This window comes from Microbacterium trichothecenolyticum, assembly GCF_041938625.1.
Lineage (GTDB): Bacteria > Actinomycetota > Actinomycetes > Actinomycetales > Microbacteriaceae > Microbacterium > Microbacterium trichothecenolyticum_D.
The window spans coordinates 1273771-1292958 of record NZ_CP169427.1; the positions used below are offsets into that span (position 1 = coordinate 1273771).

Annotated in this window: 14 protein-coding genes; 6 read left to right on the plus strand and 8 right to left on the minus strand. The window is 70.0% G+C overall.

Translation table 11 applies throughout. The features are described from left to right. The first annotated feature begins 85 nt into the window (after positions 1–85). The 4 genes from ACEYYH_RS05745 (at position 86) to ACEYYH_RS05760 (ending at position 6245) form a co-directional block, all read left to right on the plus strand. On the plus strand, positions 86–1666 hold the full coding sequence (locus ACEYYH_RS05745; RefSeq protein ID WP_374977299.1) for a DNA-3-methyladenine glycosylase 2 family protein: 1581 nt from the start codon (positions 86–88) through the stop codon (positions 1664–1666). Further along, positions 1663–2172 (plus strand): methylated-DNA--[protein]-cysteine S-methyltransferase, encoded by a 510-nt coding sequence (locus ACEYYH_RS05750; RefSeq protein WP_374977300.1) that lies wholly within the window; start codon positions 1663–1665, stop codon positions 2170–2172. The genes ACEYYH_RS05745 and ACEYYH_RS05750 overlap by 4 nt, the downstream gene beginning before the upstream one ends. Before the next feature lie 402 nt (positions 2173–2574). Next, on the plus strand, positions 2575–4434 hold the full coding sequence (locus tag ACEYYH_RS05755) for an ABC transporter ATP-binding protein (RefSeq protein WP_374977301.1): 1860 nt from the start codon (positions 2575–2577) through the stop codon (positions 4432–4434). Then, the gene (locus tag ACEYYH_RS05760; protein ID WP_374977302.1) at positions 4416–6245 is read left to right on the plus strand and encodes an ABC transporter ATP-binding protein; all 1830 of its coding nucleotides are present in this window, start codon (positions 4416–4418) and stop codon (positions 6243–6245) included. The genes ACEYYH_RS05755 and ACEYYH_RS05760 overlap by 19 nt, the downstream gene beginning before the upstream one ends. 209 nt (positions 6246–6454) lie before the next feature. On the opposite strand, the gene ACEYYH_RS05765 is transcribed toward ACEYYH_RS05760, so the two are convergent. The 6 genes from ACEYYH_RS05765 to ACEYYH_RS05790 are packed head-to-tail and all read right to left on the minus strand — an operon-like array spanning position 6455 to position 14069. After that, entirely contained in the window at positions 6455–7369 is a 915-nt protein-coding gene (locus ACEYYH_RS05765) for an N-acetylglucosamine kinase (RefSeq protein WP_374977303.1), read from the minus strand. Beyond that, positions 7366–8292, minus strand: coding sequence for a 1,4-beta-xylanase (locus ACEYYH_RS05770; protein ID WP_374978166.1), 927 nt, complete (start codon positions 8290–8292; stop codon positions 7366–7368). Before ACEYYH_RS05770 ends, ACEYYH_RS05765 begins: the two co-directional genes overlap by 4 nt. A gap of 41 nt (positions 8293–8333) precedes the next feature. Next, positions 8334–10847: a glycoside hydrolase family 2 protein gene (locus tag ACEYYH_RS05775; protein WP_374977304.1), complete on the minus strand. Its 2514-nt coding sequence runs from the start codon at positions 10845–10847 to the stop codon at positions 8334–8336. Further along, the gene (locus ACEYYH_RS05780; RefSeq protein ID WP_374977305.1) at positions 10844–11746 is read right to left on the minus strand and encodes a carbohydrate ABC transporter permease; all 903 of its coding nucleotides are present in this window, start codon (positions 11744–11746) and stop codon (positions 10844–10846) included. Before ACEYYH_RS05780 ends, ACEYYH_RS05775 begins: the two co-directional genes overlap by 4 nt. Further along, positions 11743–12735, minus strand: a complete 993-nt coding sequence (locus ACEYYH_RS05785; protein ID WP_374977306.1) for a carbohydrate ABC transporter permease — start codon at positions 12733–12735, stop codon at positions 11743–11745. Before ACEYYH_RS05785 ends, ACEYYH_RS05780 begins: the two co-directional genes overlap by 4 nt. 20 nt (positions 12736–12755) lie before the next feature. Further along, the gene (locus ACEYYH_RS05790) at positions 12756–14069 is read right to left on the minus strand and encodes an ABC transporter substrate-binding protein (RefSeq protein ID WP_374977307.1); all 1314 of its coding nucleotides are present in this window, start codon (positions 14067–14069) and stop codon (positions 12756–12758) included. Positions 14070–14360: 291 nt separating this feature from the next. On the opposite strand from ACEYYH_RS05790, the gene ACEYYH_RS05795 reads away from it, so the two are divergent. Continuing rightward, on the plus strand, positions 14361–15383 hold the full coding sequence (locus tag ACEYYH_RS05795; RefSeq protein ID WP_374977308.1) for a LacI family DNA-binding transcriptional regulator: 1023 nt from the start codon (positions 14361–14363) through the stop codon (positions 15381–15383). Next, positions 15380–17515, plus strand: coding sequence for an alpha-galactosidase (locus ACEYYH_RS05800; RefSeq protein WP_374977309.1), 2136 nt, complete (start codon positions 15380–15382; stop codon positions 17513–17515). The genes ACEYYH_RS05795 and ACEYYH_RS05800 overlap by 4 nt, the downstream gene beginning before the upstream one ends. A gap of 13 nt (positions 17516–17528) precedes the next feature. On the opposite strand, the gene ACEYYH_RS05805 is transcribed toward ACEYYH_RS05800, so the two are convergent. Next, positions 17529–18497, minus strand: coding sequence for an acetylxylan esterase (locus ACEYYH_RS05805; protein ID WP_374977310.1), 969 nt, complete (start codon positions 18495–18497; stop codon positions 17529–17531). Positions 18498–18658: 161 nt separating this feature from the next. After that, positions 18659–19111: a GNAT family N-acetyltransferase gene (locus ACEYYH_RS05810; RefSeq protein WP_116194175.1), complete on the minus strand. Its 453-nt coding sequence runs from the start codon at positions 19109–19111 to the stop codon at positions 18659–18661. Positions 19112–19188 lie beyond the last annotated feature (77 nt).

The following is a 19188-nucleotide window of genomic DNA, read 5'->3' on the forward strand; positions in this document are numbered from 1 at the left end:
CGGCGCGATCCCGCGTCCGCTGGGGACGCACAGCCGTGTCCGATTTCCGCGAGCCGATGTCGGGGGAGCGTGTCAGGCTAGGGGCATGAGCCTGGTCATGACGTTCGATGAGAGGTACCGCGCGATCGACTCGCGCGACGCCCGCTTCGACGGGCAGTTCGTCACGGCGGTGCGCTCGACCGGCATCTACTGCCGCCCGAGCTGCCCCGCGCGCACGCCGAAGCCCTCCAACGTCACCTTCTATCCGACCAGTGCCGCCGCGCACGAGGCCGGCTACCGCGCGTGCAAGCGGTGCCTGCCCGAGGCCGCGCCGGGGTCGCCGCAGTGGAACCTGCGGGGCGACACCGCCGGTCGTGCGATGCGGCTCATCGCCGACGGCGTCGTCGAGCGCGAAGGCGTGCCCGGGCTCGCTCGCCGGCTCGGCTATTCGCCGCGCCACCTCACGCGTCTCCTCACCGCCGAGCTCGGCGCCGGGCCTCTGGCCCTCAGCCGCGCGCACCGCGCGCAGACGGCGCGCATGCTGCTCGTCGGCACCGACCTTCCGGCGGCCGACGTCGCGTTCTCGAGCGGGTTCGCGAGCGTCCGCCAGTTCAACGACACCATCCGAGAGGTGTTCGGGATGCCGCCGCTCGAGCTGCGCGCGCGGCGCCGCGTCTCGCGGCACGAGGGGCCGGCCGCGACGGCACCCGGCGTCACGATCGATCTCGCGCTCCCGCACCGCGGCGCGCTGGATGCTCCGGGCCTGTTCGCGTGGATGGCGGCACGCGCCGTCTCGGGGGCCGAGGCGGCGACCGCGTCGACCTTCGCCCGCACGCTCCGCCTGCCACACGGCCCCGCATGGTTCGAGCTCCGCCTCGACGACCTGGGGCGGGTCCGGCTGCGGGCCGCCCTGACGAACCTCGCTGACCTGTCGACGCTCGTCACACGAGCGCGGCGCCTGTTCGACCTCGATGCCGACCCGGACGCGGTCGACGAGTCGCTGGCGCGGCATCCGAAGCTCGCTCCACTCGTCGCCGCATTGCCGGGCATCCGGGTGCCGGGCGCCGCCGATCCGCACGAGATGCTGATCCGGGCGATGGTCGGCCAGCAGATCACGGTGGTCGCGGCCCGCACCGCGCTCACCTCGCTCACCGCGGCGCTCGGCGAGGAGGTCGCCGCCTTCGCGGGCATGCCGTCGCCCGACGCCGACGCCGACGCCGACGAGGGTCTCGTCCGCCTGTTCCCGACCATGGCCGCGATCGCCGAGCGCGGCCCCGAGGTGCTCCGCGGTCCCGCGGCCCGCACCCGCGCGATCACCGGAGCCGCCGCGGCCCTCGCAGACGGCTCGCTCACCCTCACCGCCGGCGACGACGCCGCCGAGCAGCGCGCCGCTCTTCTGGCGATGCCCGGGATCGGCCCGTGGACCGCCGACTACGTGCGCATGCGCGTGCTCGCCGATCCCGATGTCTTCCTTCCGGGCGATGTCGCCGTGCGCGCGGGCGCCGCCGCGGCAGGCCTCCCCGGCGAGGCTCGCGCGCTCGACGCCTGGGCCACCCGCACCGCGCCCTGGCGCAGCTACCTCACCGCCCACCTGTGGCGCGCCGTCCCGCCGAAGCCCGCCGCACCGCGCCGGCGCGCAGCATCCGTCCCCATCCCGCCCCTCACGACCACCGGAGGCATGTCATGACCACCGCCACCATCCAGACGCTCGACACCCCCGACGGCCCCTTCACGCTCCTCGCCGACGACGACGGTCGTGTGCTCGCCTCCGGGTGGACCGCCGACGCCGGCGCGATCCTCGCGCGTCTCGCGGACCGCGTGCGCCCGTCATCCGTCCAGGACGGCGAGACGGATGCTGCGGCCGCCGTGGCCGCGTACTACGGCGGCGACCTCACGGCCATCGACACGGTCGAGGTCTCGCAGCACGGCACCGCGATGCAGCTCGCCGGGTGGGCGGCGCTGCGCCGCATCACGCCGGGCCGGCCGCTCACGTACAGCGAGTTCGCCGTCGAGCTCGGGTCTCCGAGCGCGGTGCGCGCCGCGGCGTCCATCTGCGCACGCAACGCGCCGGCGCTCTTCGTGCCGTGCCATCGAGTGCTGCGCACGGACGGCACGCTCGGCGGGTTCGCGTGGGGGCTGCCGGTCAAGCAGCGTCTGCTCGACCGGGAGGCGTCGGTGCCCGCGCTCGTCTGAGCCACCCGCTTCAACCGCCTTCCGGGGGGACCGGAAAGCGGTTGTTGCTTTCAGAGAATTCCCAGGTATATGCTGGAGGGCTGTCGCGTCGCTAAGACCTAGCGACGCGCACAGCCCTTTCCGCTGACCTCAAGGAGGAAGAAATGTATCAGGCCGCCGTCGCCGCGAAGACCGCTTTCGTCCTCCGTTCCGCGGGACCCCGCACCGCTCCCTGGCTGCCGCGTCCCCGCGTCCAGGGGTAATCCGCTCCTCGCATCTGCCGGCTCTGCCGGATTCGGCATACCGCCGTCCCCCGGAGCGTTCCTCCCCGAGGAGGCTCCTCTCTCATGACAGCGCTCCCACGCGGCGCTGTCGCCACGCGGCCCGACGACGGGTCACCGCATCACCACCCTCACAAGGATCATGACCACCACCGCCCTTCCTGAGCGATCAGAACAGCCGCAACGGTCCGAACTGTCCACCTTCCAAGCCCTCGCCCGGCTCCTTCCCTTCGCGAAGCCGGTGCTTCCGCGGCTGGTGATGGGCGCCGCCAGCGCGCTCGTCGCCAGCCTGCTCGCGCTGACCATCCCGCTCGTCCTCGAGCAGGTGGTCGGCGGCCCGATCGCGTCCGGCGACATCGTCATGATCGGGTGGGGAGCTGCCGCGATCCTCGCCCTGGGCCTCGCGGAGGCCCTCATGGTCTGGCTCCGTCGCTGGTTCGTGCTCGGACCCGCGACCATGGTCGAGTACGAGCTGCGCCAGACCTTCTACTCCCGTCTGCAGCGCCTGCCGGTCGCCTTCCACGATCGGTGGCAGTCGGGGCAGCTGCTCAGCCGCATGATGCAGGACATCAGCATGCTGCGCCGCTGGCTCGCCTTCGGCGTCGTGCTTCTCGTCGTCAACGTCATCACGATCGTCGTCGGAACGGCGCTGCTGTTCCGCTGGCACTGGCTGCTCGGCACGATCTTCCTCGTGACGTCCGCCCCGCTCTGGTACGCCGGGTACCGCTTCGAGAAGTCGTACGGCACGCTCGCGCGCCAGTCGCAGGACCAGGCGGGCGACCTCGCGACCTCGGTCGAGGAGAGCGTGCACGGCATCCGCGTGCTCAAGGCCTTCGGCCGGGGCAAGCACGCGCTGCAGAAGTTCACGCGCCAGGCCGAGACGCTGCGCGAGACCGAGCTGAGCAAGGCACGCGCCGTCGGCTGGATCTGGTTCTGGCTCGTGCTGCTGCCCGACATCGCCTTCGCGCTGTGCCTCGGCGCCGGCATCTACCTGACCGCGATCGGCCAGCTCCAGGGCGCTGAGCTCATCGCGTTCTTCGCGATGGCCACGGTGCTGCGCTGGCCGATGGAGTCGATCGGGTTCCTGTTCTCGTTCCTCCTCGACGCGCGCACGGCGACGGACCGCATCTTCGAGGTGTTCGACGAGCAGAACACGATCGTCGACCCCGAGGAGCCGAAGACCATCGCGAAACCCCGCGGCGAGCTCGCGTTCGAGGGCGTGCATTTCCGGTATCAGGATGCTGCGGACCGCGAGCGCGATCTTCTCAACGGCGTCGACCTCGTGCTGCGGCCCGGCGAGACGATGGCGCTGGTCGGTCTCACCGGCTCGGGCAAGACGACCCTCACGACACTGCCGACGCGCCTGTACGACGTGACCGGTGGCCGCGTGACGCTCGACGGCGTCGATGTGCGCGACCTGACGCTCGCCGAGCTGCGCCGGCACATCGGCATGGCGTTCGAGGACGCGACCCTCTTCTCGCAGTCGGTGCGCGACAACGTGCTGCTCGGCCGAGAGGACCTCGTTCCCGGCAGCGCCGAGGCCGAGCATGTGATGCGGGAGGCGCTCGACGTCGCGCAGGCGTCGTTCGTGCACGACCTGCCCGACGGCGTCGACACGATCATCGGCGAGGAGGGCCTGTCGCTCTCGGGCGGCCAGCGCCAGCGCCTCGCGCTCGCGCGCGCCGTGGCGGCACGGCCCGCCGTGCTCGTGCTCGACGACCCGCTGTCGGCGCTCGACGTCGACACCGAGGCGCTCGTCGAGGACGCGCTGCGCGAGGTGCTGCACGAGACGACGGCCCTCGTCGTCGCGCACCGTCCCTCGACGGTCACGCTCGCTGACCGCGTCGCGCTGCTCGAGGCGGGCCGCGTGACGGCAGTCGGCACCCACTCGGAGCTGCTGCGCACCAGCGAGCACTACCGCCACGTGATCTCGAGTCTCGAAGTCGAAGAAGCGCGCCTGAGAGCCAGACAGGAAGACCAGGAATGGGAGGTGACCCTGTGAGCACCACGGTGACCGGAACGAGCGGCGAAGACCGCTCCGACTACACGCGCGTCGAGAGCAAGGCGATCCGCAAGCGCTCACTGCGCCTGCTCGGCTCGCTCATCACCCCCGTGCGGGGTCAGCTGATCCTCGCCGGCGTCGTGCTCGTCGTCTCGACGGCACTCCGCGTTGCGGGCCCCTGGCTCATCGGTGTCGGCATCAACAACGCGCTGCCCGCCGCGGTGGAGCAGATGAACTGGATGCCGACGATCCTGGTCGTGCTCGTCTATCTCGTCACCGCGATCGGGGGCGCGGCGCTCATCGGGTGGTACGTCGTGGTGGCGGCGCGCCTCACGCAGGCGATCATGCTCGACCTCCGCAAGCGCATCTTCCTGCACACGCAGCGACTGAGCCTGGAGTTCCACGAGTCGTACACGTCGGGCCGGATCATCTCGCGCCAGACGAGCGACCTCGACACCATCCGGGAGCTCCTCGACGGCGGACTCAACGAGCTGGTCTCGGGCATCCTGTACGGCGCGTTCACGCTGGTCGCGCTGTTCATCGTGGACTGGCAGTCGGGCCTGATCCTCACGGTCATGGGCATCCCGCTCTTCCTCTTGATGCGCTGGTTCTACACGCGCTCGCAGCTCGTGTACCGCGAGTCGCGCGTCATCAGCGCGAAGGTGATCGTGAAGTTCGTCGAGACGATGACGGGCATCCGCGCCGTGAAGGCCTTCCGTAAGGAGGGGCGCAACGACGAAGAGTTCGGCGGGCTCGCGATGGACTACCGCGACGTCAACATGCGCTCGATCCGCCTGTTCGGGACGTTCGAGCCCGGCCTGATGGCCGTGGCGTCGTTCACCCTCGCGATCGTGATCGCGTGGGGCGGCATCCGGGTCGTCGACGGTGCGATGGAGATCGGCTTCCTGCTGTCCGCCGTGCTGTACGTGCGCAACTTCTTCTCGCCGCTGCAGGAGGTCGCGTTCTTCCTGAACTCGTACCAGTCCGCGACGGCGGCGCTCGAGAAGGTGTCGGGCGTGCTGGAGGAGGAGCCCACGGTTCCCGACCCCAAGACCCCGGTGGATCTCTGGGAGGCGAAGGGCCACATCCGATTCGACGACGTGCTGTTCGGGTACTCGCAGGATCGCGTCATCCTTCCGGATTTCTCGCTCGACATCCCGGCCGGTCAGACCATCGCTCTCGTCGGAACGACGGGCGCCGGCAAGTCGACGCTCGCCAAGCTCGTGTCGCGGTTCTACGACCCGACGCGCGGTGCGGTGACACTCGACGGCGTCGACCTGCGCAATCTGCACCCGAAGGATCTCCGCCGCGCGATCGTCATGGTCACGCAGGAGGCCTACCTGTTCAGCGGCACGGTCGCCGACAACATCGCGCTGGGCAAGCCCGACGCGACGATGGACGAGATCCAGGCCGCGGCGCGCGCCGTGGGCGCGGACGCCTTCATCCAGGCGCTTCCCGACGGGTACGGCACCGACGTCAACAAGCGCGGCGGCCGCGTGTCGGCGGGTCAGCGTCAGCTGATCTCGTTCGCGCGGGCGTTCCTCGCGAACCCGGCGGTGCTGATCCTCGACGAGGCGACGGCGTCGCTCGACATCCCGTCGGAGCGCCAGATCCAGGACGCCCTGCAGACGCTGCTGGCCGACCGCACCGCGATCATCATCGCGCACCGCCTCTCGACGGTCGCGATCGCCGACCGCGTGCTGGTCATGGAGCACGGCGAGATCATCGAGGACGACACCCCCGAGGAGCTCATCGGCGGCACCGGCAAGTTCGCCCAGCTCCACGCCGCGTGGCGGGAGTCGCTGGTCTAGCAGCCCCCGCGTCGAACCCGGATGCCCCGGCCCCCTGTCCACACTCAGGCCGGGGCATCCGTCGTCTTCCTGTTCACCTGTCACGAAATGCCCCATCACGCGACACTTCATGACAGGTGAGTGGATTCCGGGTCTGCTCACCTGTCACCTTGTGCCGCGAGTAGCGACGCTTCGTGACAGGTGAGCACATCGGCAGGGCGCTCGCGACCTCAGGCGTGGGCGATCGAGACGGCATGGGCGAGCGGATGCTGCGGCGCGAGGCCCGCGAGAGCGGCGGCGCCGTCGATGCCATGGCCGAGGGGCTCGACGAGCGTGACGTCGAACTCGCTCGCGGCGATGTGCGACGCGAACGCCTCGCGCAGCTGCGGCGAGCGGAAGACGCCGCCGATCGCGCACGCGGCGAAGTGCTCGCCCTCGTCGTCGGATCGTACGCGGCGCAGCGCCGTCTCGACGCTGTGGGCGAGCTCGCCGCCGGCGCGGACCGTGATGTTCTGCGACACCGCGTCGCCTTCGGAGGCGAGGCGGGCGACGTGGGCTGCGAAGGACGCGACGACGCTCACCCGCTCGGGATCGGACTGCAGATGGATGTACGCCTGGGTGAGGTCGGGCCACCGTTCCTCCGCGACGGCGCGGAGCGCCGTCGTCGGCCCGCGGCCGTCATACTCGCGCATCACGGCGTCGAGCGCCTCGCGGCCGATCCAGTAGCCGCTGCCCGCGTCGCCCATGAGGTATCCCCAGCCGTCCACCCGCGCCACGCGCTCGGCGCCGACCGCGAGCGTCACGACCCCGGTGCCCGCCGCGACGACGGCCCCACGAGTGTCGCCGAGCGCTCCGAGGAATGACGTCGTCGAGTCGTGCGCGAGGATCACCTCGTGCACGGCGGCATCGTCGATCCGCGCGAGGAGGGCGGCAGCATCCGACTCCCGTGTCGTGAGCCCCGACACACCCGCGCTCACGACCGAGACGTCAGCGCCGGTGCGCTCGATCGCGGCGTGCGTGACGGCCGCGAGCTGGGGGAGGAGCGGTTCGCCGGTGCGGATGCCGGGGAACACGATGTCGTGCTCGCGCACGCGCACCTTGATGCCCGTCTGGCCCGCATCGATCGCGAGCACCGCGGCGGTCATCGGGCGACCCCCGACGAGAGCGCCGTGTACTGCGCGCGCAGGTACTCGCCGGCGGGCTTGCCGTACGGGCAGTAGTCGTCGTTCGCCGTCGCCTCGTCAGCGGAGTACAGGCGCGCCGGCCAGTCCCACAACATGAATCCCCCCGCCCACGCGCGCGGGGCGCACGCCTCGAACATGACCCTGTAGTACCGCAGTTGCTCGCCGGGTGAAACCTCTCCGGGCAGCGACCAGTCGTTCGGCCGGTCGGGCGACCCCTCGCGCGAGGGGCAGCCGGCCTCCATGAAGAAGAACGGCTTGCCGGTGACGGCGACGGCCGCTTCGATGCGGTCGAGCTCCGCCTCCCATCGGTCGATGGGGTAGTACCCGCTCGACGACACGACGTCGACCGCGTCCCACCAGGCGACGCGGTCCTCCTGGTACTTGTCGCAGTTGTACGTCACGAGGCCCGAGTACTCGTCGCGCACGGCGGCGATCAGCGCGCGCCACTCGGCCTCGCGCGCGTCGGCGCGCACCATCTCGCAGCCGATGCAGAGCATCTCACAGCCCTCGGCCTCCGCGATTCGCGCGGCGTGCAGGATGAACTCCCGGTACGACGCGAACCACTCGCCCCAGGTCGGCTCACCCGGCACGTCCCGGTCGAAGAACCCGATGTGCGCGCGCCACGTGCCGTCGGCGACGTTGACGACGGGCTTCAGGCACACCTTCAACCCGAGTGACTTGGCTTCACGGATCGCCCACACGATCTCGTCGTCGGTCACCGTCGGCTCCTCGCGGAACCGCACCTCGGTCGACTGGGCGGTGTCCTGCAGGGCCGAGTAGGCGACGGCCGTCCAGTTCACGCCATGGTCGGCCATGAGCCGCATCGACGCGGACGCCTCGGCTGTCGCCCATGTTCCGCGCACGCCGGTCCATCCCCACGTCATTCCGGCCACGTACGGACCGAGCTCCCGGGCGGTCTCGGCCCTCACGAGGCGACCAGCTCGTTGGCGGTGCGCAGCACGCGCGGATCGGACACGACGGATGCTGCGAGCCCTGCGCCGTCGTGGCGCACGACGAGCGTCGTGCTCTCGCCGGGCAGCAGGGTCACGAGCCCATCGGACGCCACGGCGTCGGGGTCGACCTTGTCGACGAGGAGCGTGAGGTCGCGCACCAGCGTCGTCGCCGTGAGCGTGACCACCGTGCCGTCTGCGGCCGGCTCGGTGCGGACCTCGACCTCGGCCGCGCCGAGCACCGAATCGCGGGGCTCGGCGAAGAACCAGAAGCCTCGCACGTCGTCGACGCCCGCGACCACGAGCTCGGAGGCCGCGTCGGCGGCGACCGCGACGTCGGCGGGGAGCGCCACGGTCGCGGTCTCTCGCGGGGCGAGCGAGACCGAGACCGCCAATCGCGCGAGCTCGTCGCCCGCGAACCCGACGCGCCGCGCGACGAACTCCCCGGACCACGGCTCGGCGGTGTCGTTGACGAGCACCGCGGCCAGCCCGCCGCCGCGGGGCTGGATTGTCGCCAGGCGCGGCGCGAACGCGTTCTTGAGCCCGTAGTACAGCGGTTTCGGGCGCTCGTCGCCGTCGATCGCGGCCCACGAGGTGACCGGCCAGCAGTCGTTGAGCTGCCACACGATCGCGCCCTGCGTGTGGGGCGCCCACGAGCGGAAGTGCTCGAGCGCGGTGCGCACGGCGAGCGCCTGGTTGAGCTGCATCGCCCAGTGCCAGTCCTCCATCGCCTCCGGCATACGGAAGTGGGGGATGAGCCCGTTCGAGAGCTTCGTGTTCCCCTCTATCGCCTTCTGGTGCACGATCATGCCCGGCGACTCGGGGGTCAGTGGCGCGTCCGACACGGAGCGGACGAGCGTCGACCACGCCGGCGGCCCCTGCCAGCCGAACTCGGCGACGAACCGCGGCTTGTGCTCTCGGTAGGTGGGCCAGTCGCGACGGTTCCACTGCTCCCACAGGTGCATCGAGCCGTGCTGCTCGTCGTTGGGGTGCGGGCCCGTCTGCGTCGTGCCGTCCCAGCCCGTGCCGGGGCTGAACGGGCTCCCCGGCGCGTACGGCACGTGCGGTGCGAGCTCGGCGACGAGCGCGGGGAACAGCTCGTAGTAGTAGTGCGCGCCCCAGGTCTTGCCGTCGAGGCGCAGCTTCCAGCCCCAGTCCTCGTAGCCCCACAGGTTCTCGTTGTTGCCGGTGAGCAGCACGAGTGACGTGTGGTGGCCGAGGCGCACGATGTTCTCGCGCGCCTCCGCCTCGACCTCCGAGCGCAGCGGATCCTCCTCGGCGTAGGCCGCGCACGCGAACAGGAAGTCCTGCCAGACCAGCAGCCCCAGCTCGTCGGCGAGCTCGTAGAAGTCGTCGGACTCGTACAGCCCGCCACCCCACACCCGGATGAGGTTGAGGTTCGCGTCGAGTGCCTGCTCGAAGCGCCGCCGCACGCGGTCGCGCGTGACGCGCACGGTGAGCGCGTCGTCGGGGATCCAGTTGACGCCCTTGACGAACACCGGCTGGTCGTTGACGACGAGCGTGAACGGTGTGCCAGCCTCGTCGGGCGTCATGTCCCACCGCACGTCGCGGAAGCCCACGGCACGGTGGGTCGCATCCAGCACATCCGCACCCTCGCCGTGCAGCCGCACGTCCACGATGTACAGCGGCTGCTCGCCGTAGCCGGCGGGCCACCAGCGCTCGACGGCGTCGAGGTCGAGGCGCACACGCGCGCGGTCGCCCTCAACCGCCACGAACGCACCTGGCAGGGCGTCGTCGCCCAGTCCCGGGCCGTTCACCGCGATGCTGACAGTGAGGGGAACGGATGCTGCATCCCCCGCCCGCTCGAGCTCGACATCGACGGTGATCGACCCGCCGTCGCCCTCCGCCGTCGCGACCACGCGCGCCTGGGCAAGGCGTGCGACCGACCAGGACTCGAGCCCGACCGGCTTCACGATGCCGCTCGTGTACGTCGCGATGCCCCAGTCCCAGCCGAAGCTGCAGGCCGACTTGCGGATCGCGTCGTAGGGGAGCGGATACGGGCGCTGCCGCACGCCGAGCGCGACGCTCTGCTCGTTGGCATACTTCACGGGAGAGCGGAACCGCACCACGAGCTCGTTCTCGCCGTCGGCGAGCGCGTCGCGCACGTCGAACCGGTACGAGCGGTGCTGGTTCGCCGTCGCGCCGATCTCGCTTCCGTTGAGGAGGATCGTCGTCACGGTGTCGAGGCCTTCGAAGACGAGATCGGTGCGGTCCGCAGCATCCGGTGTCCAGGAGAACGTCGTCGCGTACGTCCAGTCGACGAGTCCGATCCACGCCAGAGCGGACTCGTTGTCGTCGACGAACGGGTCGGGGATGACACCCGCCGTCAGGAGGTCGGTGTGCACGCACCCCGGCACGGTCGCAGGGACGGCGGCGGCAGCATCCGTGAATCCATCCGGAACAGGACCCGACGCGGCTCGGAGCGTCCAGCCGGCGTCGATCGGACGGAACGAGAGGGAAGAGGTCACTTGACGGCTCCTGCGGTGAGGCCCTTGTAGATCCAGCGCTGAAGCAGCAGGAACGCGATGAGGGTGGGGATGATGACGAGGACGGTACCGGCGGAGATGACCTCCCACTGGGCGCCGAACGGTCCCTTGAACCGGAACAGCGAGGTGGAGATGAGACCCTCCGACGGGAGGTAGAGGAACGGGGCGTAGAACTCGTTGTACACCGCGATGCCCTTGATGATCACGACCGTCGCGATCGCGGGACGCAGGAGCGGCAGCACGATGCGCCAGTAGATCGTCCAGCGGTTGGCGCCGTCGATCATCGCCGCCTCGTCGAGTGAGACCGGGATCGACTGCATGAACTGGATGAACAGGTAGATCGCGATGATGTCGGTGCCCATGAAGAGCAGGATCAGCGCGGCCTTCGTGTCGTAGAGGCCGAGGCCGTTGATGAGCTGGAACGTCGCGACCTGGCTCGTGACGCTCGGGATGAGCGTCGCGACGAGGAACAGCCCGAAGACGAGCTTCTTGCCACGGAACGAGAACCGGTCCAGCGCGTACGCGGCCATCGTGCCGATGAAGATCGTGCCGGCGAGCGACACGACGAGCACGATCGTGGTGTTCACGAAGCCCTCGAGCATCTTGCCGCTCGTGAACGCGGTGACGAAGTTGTCGAAGTTGAGCCAGTTCTCCGGCGGGTCGAACGGTCCGGTCTGCGCGTACTCCGGGGCGGTCTTGAGGCTCGCGAACAGCAGCACCGAGAGTGGCAGCAGCGTCACGACCGCGGCGACGATGAGGCTGAGGTACTTCGCCGTCGTCGCGCTGACGCCGCGGAGACGTTCGAGCGGCGAGCGGCCGCGGGTGGGGCGCGGCGGGGTCGTGCGCTGCGGCATCGCACGGAGGTCTTCGGTGGTGGTCATGTCAGGTCGACCTTCTCGTCGGGGAACACCTTTCGCTGGATCCACGTGACGACCAGCACGATCGCCAGGAGGACCACGGCCATGGCCGACGCGAGGCCGACCTGCCGGAAGGTGAACGCGGTCTGCAGCGTCTGGATCACGAACGTCGCCGAGCCGTTGGCACCGCCGGTCATGATGAACGGGATCTCGAACACGCTGAGGCTGCCGGCGATCGCAAGGATGAACGACAAGCCGATCACGCGGCGGATGCCGGGGAAGATGATGGCCCAGAACTGCTGCCACCGGCTGGCGCCGTCGAGGTCGGCCGCCTCGTACAGCTCGTGCGGGATCGACTGGATCGCTCCGAGGAAGAGCACGAAGTTCATGCCGGTGTAGCGCCAGACGGAGGTGCCGGCGAGCGACCAGTTGACGACGTCCGGGTTGCCCAGCCACTGCGGCGGGTCGCTGACGCCGAACCAGCTGAGCACGGTGTCGAGCGTGCCGCCGGGCTGGAAGAGGTAGAGGAACACGAACCCGATCGCGACGCCGTTGACGAGGTACGGGAAGAACAGGATGCCGCGGAACAGGTTCGAGAAGCGCGTCGAGAAGCTGAGGATCGTCGCGAAGTACAGCGCGATCGCCATCTGTGCGAACGACGCGAAGAAGTAGTACAGGCTGACGCCGAACACCGAGAAGATGCGCGGGTCGGTGAACACCTGGATGTAGTTGTCGAGCCCCACGAAGTTCTTCTGGAGGTCGATGCCGTCCCAGTCGGTGACCGAGAAGTAGAACAGGTTCACCGCCGGCCAGTAGGTGAACAGCAGCAGGAGTCCCACCGCCGCCGACAGGAAGAACCACGGGGTCAGGCGCTGCAGGACGCTCCGTCCCGCGGAGCCGCCCCGGGGGCGGCCGGTCCGGCGAAGACCTCCGCCGAACCGGCGCGCCCGCACGGGCGCGGAGAGGACGGCAGGGGCATCCGCCGGTGCCGCACCGGGTGTCGCAATGGCCATGTCGCTGCCGTCCCCGTCGCTCAGCCTTCGAGCTTCTCGACCGAGGCGCCCCAGCGCTCGTTCAGCTCGGCGAAGTAGCTCTCCTTGTCGCCGTCGGCGGCACCGCGGGCGATGTCGACGAGCTTCTGACGGTAGATCGGGCCGTACAGGTCGATCTGCGCGTCGTCGGCCACGTTGTTGATGAGCCCCTCCTTGCCGGCGGGGGCGGGGTTGATCTCCATGAGCTCGACGCCCGCCTCCTCGAAGCCGGCCAGGTTGTCGGGGAGCGGCTTGTCGATGACGGGGGAGATCATGCCCTGCGCCTCGGTGTAGCCCGAGTCCTCGACGACCCACTGGATCCATGCCCACGCCGCGGCCTTGGCCTTGGAGTGCTTGCTCACGGCGAGGTTGTAGTCACCGCCGATCACGGCGAGCTGCGTGCCGTCGACGTTCGCGGGGAACGCCATGTAGCCGATGTCGTCGGCCGACGCGCCATTGTCCTCCGCGGCGGCCTGCATCTGCGAGATCGCCCACGAGCCGAGCGTCATCGCGGCGATCTTGCCGGTGCCCAGGTCGACCTTGGACTGCTCCCAGTTGGTGGTGAGCGGGTCGTCCTCGGTGAGGCCCGCGGCGACGCTGTCGTACAGCAGCGAGTCGATCGCGTAGGCGTCGGTGCCCTCGGTCCACGGGGCGGTGTCCTCGGCCATCGTGATCGGAGCATCCGCGTCGTCGGTGACGACGCCGAGGTTGCCGAAGCTCTGCGTCAGCGGCCAGCCGTCCTTGTAGTTCGTGTAGAGCGGGATGGCGTCGGTGTTGTCCTTGACCTTCTGCAGCGCCTCGAGCCACTCCTCCTCGTCCGTCGGCAGAGCGGAGACGCCCGCCTCTTCGAAGACCTTCTTGTTGTAGACGACGCCGTTCGCGTTGCCGCCCCACGCGATGCCGTACTGCGTGCCGTCGTAGCTCGCCGCGGGGAGGAACCGGTAGGTGTCCTCGAAGTCGGCGGTGTCGCCGAGCGGCTCGAGGAACTGCTCGTACTGTTCAGGCTTGATCGCGGGGATGCCGATGACATCGCCGTAGTTCGTGGTGCTCATGCGCGTGAGCATCTCGCCGGCGTAGTCGGTGATGCCCTCGAACGTGACGTTCACGTCGGGGTACTTCTTGTTGAACTCGTCCGCGTACTTCTCGAACGTGCCGTCCTCGACGAGATCGGTGCGCCACGTGACGACCTTGATGTCGCCCTTGACGTCGCCGTCGATGGTGTTGTCTGCGTCGCTCGCGCCGCCGCCCGCGCAGCCGCTGATCGCGACCGCGGCGGTCGCCAGCAGCGCGATGCCCGCGAATGCCTTCTTCGCCATGTGATTCTCCTTGTCAGGTTCGCCCTTGAACTGCCGGTGCGCGTCGCCGCACCGTTGCGTGGTTCGTCGCGCGGTCAGAATATGCACCTTCGAAACGGTTCCGCAAGCGCGGAATGTCAGCGCTGTCTTGCTGTGTCCGGCGGGCAGAATTCGAGGAGAGAGCGCTGCTGAACTGGGATTATTCTGTAGTCCAGAACGGATACTGCGCCTCAATGTCTCGGGAATGTCCTACGTGGACATCGACGTCCTCACGGTGCTAGCGTGAAGCGCGCCAGGCAAGGAGGCCCACCGATGACGGTTCAGCAGCGCGCGACCCTCGACGACGTCGCGCGGCTCGCGGGAGTGAGTTCGAAGACCGTCTCGCGCGTATTCACGCACCGCGAGCTCGTCGCCCCCGAGACTGTCGAGCGCGTGCTCACGGCGGCCAAGCGACTGCGGTTCCGTCCCAATCCGCTGGCGCGCAATCTGCGTCGCGGCGGCCCGACCAACACCATCGGGTTCATCATGGGCGAGCTGAACAACCCGTTCTATTACAAGCTCGCCGCCGGCATCGAACGCGAACTGTCGGCCCACGGGTTCTCGCTCGTGGTCGCGACCACCGACGACACCGCGGAGGGCGAGGAACGCGTCGCCGATGCGCTCCTTGGCCAGCGGCTGGGCGCGCTGCTGCTCATCCCGGTCGCCGACGACCAGTCGTACCTCGAGGGCGAGCGACACCTCGGCACCCCTGTGATCGCGATCGACCGGCCGGCTCGCAATCTCGTCGCCGACTCGATCGTGCTCGAGAACCACCGAGGGGTGTTCGACGCCACCACGCGCCTCCTCGAGCGCGGCCATCGCCGCATCGGCTACATCTGCAACCCGGCATCCGTCTACACGCAGGCCGAGCGCCTGCGCGGCTACCGCGACGCGCTCGCCGCCTACGGGATCATCGACTCGTCCCGGTGGGAGCGGCTCGCCGACGACCTCGCCGTCCCCGCTGACGGATTCATCGCCGACCTGCTCGACCAGGACGACGCCCCGACGGCCATCATCACCGGCAACAACCGCGTCACGATCGGCGCGCTGCGGGTGCTGCGCGATCGCGGCGACGACGGCACGGCGCTCGTCGGCTTCGATGACTTCGACACCGCCGACGTGCTCGGCGTGACCGTGGTCAGCTACGACCCGCTGGCGCTCGGCAAGGCGGCCGCGACGCTCGCCATCGAGCGCATGCAAGACCCGGCCGGCTTCACCAGACAGCTCGAGATGCCCACATGGATCGTCGAGCGCGGCACCGGCGAACGCATCCCCGCAGAGAGGAACACCGCATGACCCCCGGCTTCATCCGTCTCGAGAGCGAGGGTGTCGGCGTGCTCGTCGACGCGCGCGGGCCCGGCCTTCCGCACGTGCTGCACTGGGGTGCGCCGATCGGCGCGGTCACGGACGCCGATGCCGACGCCCTGGCGAAGGCGCTGAGCCGTCAGACCCCGCCGGGCACGGTCGACACCGCGTGGCAGGTCTCGCTGTCGCCGCAGGAAGGAGACGGGTGGACGGGACGCCCCGGCATGCAGCTGCGCCGCGACGGTGTCGTGCACCACCCGCGGTGGCACGTCAGTCGCATCGAGGCCGACGACCGGTCGTTCACCGTCGAGGCGCGGGACGCGGCATCCGCTCTGCGTCTGTCGATCAGGGTCGGCATCGAGGCCGGCGGTGTGGTGTGGGTGCAGCACGCGCTCACGCACGAAGGCGACGCGATGTCTGCGCCCGTCGATGTCGACTGGCTCGAGGCGACGCTGCCGGTGCCGTCGACGACCGACACGCTGCTGACCTTCGACGGCCGCTGGACGCGCGAGAAGCGGCCGGTCGTGACGCCCATGCCCGCCGGCGCCACCGTGCGGCAGACGCGGCGCGGCCGCCCGGGGCACGACAACCCCGTCGCGACCCTCGTCACGATCGGAGCTCCGCGTTGGCAGGGCGGCGCCCTGTGGGGCGTGCATCTCGCGTGGTCGAGCGACCTCACGACGCGGATGGACCGCATCACCGACGCGGTGACGCTCATCGGCGCGGGTGAACTGCTGCGCCCGGGCGAGATCCGGCTCGCGCCGGGCGACGAGTACCGGGCCCCGCGCGCGGCCTTCGTGCACACGACCGAGGGGCTCGACGGTTTCGCGTACCGGGTGCACATGTGGCTGCGGTCGAGGCCCCAGCATCCGTCTTCCGTGCGCCCTCTCGTGCTCAACACGTGGGAGGCCGTCTACTTCGACCACGACGCGGATCGGCTCGCCGCGCTCGCGGAGCGCGCCGCCGAGGTCGGCATCGAGCGGTTCGTGCTCGACGACGGGTGGTTCCTGGGGCGTCGCGACGACACGACGAGCCTCGGCGACTGGGTCGTCGACCGGTCGGTGTGGCCGGACGGTCTCGGTCCCCTCGCGGCGCGCGTGCACGAGCTGGGCATGCAGTTCGGGCTGTGGTTCGAGCCCGAGATGATCAGTCTCGACTCCGATGTCGCGCGCGCCCACCCCGACTGGCTGCTCCACGATGCCGGCCACCTCGACCACGACCCCGGGGTGTCATGGCGGGGCCAGTACGTGATGAACCTCGCGAACCCCGACGCGTACGCCCATGTGCTCGGGCAGATCGACGCGCTCGTGGGCGGGCTCGGCATCGATTTCATCAAGTGGGACCACAACCGCGACCTGGTAGAGAGCGTGCACGACGGGCGCCCGGGCGGCCACGCGCAGATGATCGCGGTCTACAGGCTCATCGCCGAGCTGAAGTCGCGGCATCCGTCCCTCGAGATCGAGTCGTGCTCGAGCGGCGGCGCCCGGACCGACCTCGGCATCCTCGAGGTCACCGACCGCGTATGGGCGAGCGACTCGAACGACCCCGTGGAACGCCAGGACATCCAGCGCTGGACCGGACTGCTCCTGCCGCCCGAGCTCGTCGGCGCGCACGTCGGCCCGACGACCTCGCACTCGTCGGGGCGCACGACGGCGCTGTCGTACCGGATGGCGACGAGCCTCATGGGCTCGGCCGGGTTCGAGTGGGACATCCTGTCGTGCGACGACGAGGAGACCGCCACGATCACGCGCTTCGCCGTCCTCTACAAAGAGCTCCGGCCCATCGTGCACGGCGGACGGATGCTGCACCCCGAGCTCCGCGATCCCGCCTGGCGCGCGACGGCGTTCGTCGCGGATGACGCGGCGGTCGTGGTCGTGGCGACCGTGGCGAGCCTCGAGGACGCCCGTGCCGAGCGCCTGCGCCTGCCCGGGCTCGATCCGGAGCGCCGTTACCGCGTGCGCGTGCGCCGCGAGATCGGCGCGGCCGAGTACGGGTGGATCGCGCCGGAGTGGTTCACCGCCGGCGAGATCGAGCTGCCCGGGTCACTGCTCGCCGAGGTCGGCCTGCAGCTGCCGACGCTCTGGCCCGTGCAGGCATTCGTGCTGCACCTCGAGGCGCTCTGAGCCCGCGCAGGGTTCAGACCAGGTCGGCGAGGAAGCGGGCCTGCTTCGAGAACTGGAACGCCTGGCCGCCCTCGTGGCCGTTGTGCGTGTAGACCTCGATCTGCGTCGTCGGGTTGGTGTGGCGGTTGAACGCGGCGTACACGGTCGACGGCGGGCAGATGGTGTCCATGAGGGCGACGGAGTAGAGGGCCGCAGCATCAGCTCGCTTTGCCATGTTCACGCCGTCGAAGTATGACAGCGTCTCGAACACGCGCTCGTCGCGACCGCGGTGCACCGCCAGGTAGCGCACGACCTCCTGGTACGGGTCGTCGCCGGTGAGGCCCACCGCGCGCTCGAAGTGGCAGAGGAACGGCACGTCGGGCATGACCGCGACGAGGCCGTCGGACAGACCGGCGGCCGCGATCGCGATGCCGCCGCCCTGGCTCGCGCCGCACACGGCGACGCGGGCGGCGTCGACCTGCGGCAGCGTGCGCACCGCGTCGACAGCGCGAACGGCGTCGGTGAACACCCGGCGGTAGTAGTACGTCTCAGGGTCCTCGATGCCGCGCGTCATGAAGCCCGACGACGAGGGTCCGGTGCCGTGCGGGTCGAGCGTGTCGCCGCCGGAGCCCCACATCGAGCCCTGGCCGCGCGTGTCCATGAAGAGGTGCGCGTAGCCGGCGGCGGCCCAGCCGAGGCGCTCGCCGGCGAGGCCCCGGCCACCGCCGTAGCCCTGGTACTCGACGACCGCGGGGAGCGGGCCCTCGGCACCGGCGGGAAGCGTCAGCCATGCCTTGACCGGGTCGCCGCCGAAGCCGGGGAACGTCACGTCGAAGATGTCGACCAATGCGTACGGCGTCTCGAGACGTACGAGCTCGGGAGAGGCATCCCACTGCCGCGACTGCGCGAGGGTCTCGGCCCAGAAGGCGTCGAAGTCGGCGGGTTCGCGAACCTCGGGGGCGTAGTCCGCGAGTTCCGCGGGAGACAGGTCGAATCTCGGCACGCGCTCACCCTAGCGCGTCGAACGGAAGCGTTTCGACGCAGGGAACCGAGAAGGCGACGGGGTCTCGATGGGGGAGGGGTATTCGAGGCCCCGCCGCCGGTCTCTGAGCGCCCTGCGGGCGCTGTGTGGGGAAGTCTTCGGGTGGATCGTGCGGCGCTGCGTCAGAGACGGATCTCTGCGATGACTTCACCGTACTCGGTCTCGCCGACCGGTGTGAAGCCCACGCGCTCGAAGAATGCCTGCGGGCCGCCTTCGCCCGCCTCGTAGATGACGTTGACGTGGTCCATTCCGCGGTTGCGGGCCTCTTCGAGGAGCCCGGCCACTGCGAAGCGGCCGACACCGCGGCCCTGGTCGTCGGCGTCGACGTTGATGCGCCACAGTACGGAGCGGAAGTGCTCCTGCGGATCGTCGGGGTCGAAGTTGCCGCTGACGAAGGCGACGACCTCTTCGCCGTCGAGGACCACGCGCTGCCAGGTCGTCTGCGGGTTCACGACCGTCGCCGCGATGCCGTAGCTGACCGGCGACAGGTACTCCTCCTGGCCGGGCTTGAGCGACATATTGTTGACCGCCACGATGGTCGCGGCGGACAGTTCGACGAGTCGCAGTTCACCCATGGACCACAGGCTAGCCCCCATGGCGGCATCCGGCATCGTCGGAGTCTCGGATTAACACGGTGTTCATACGGAGAAGT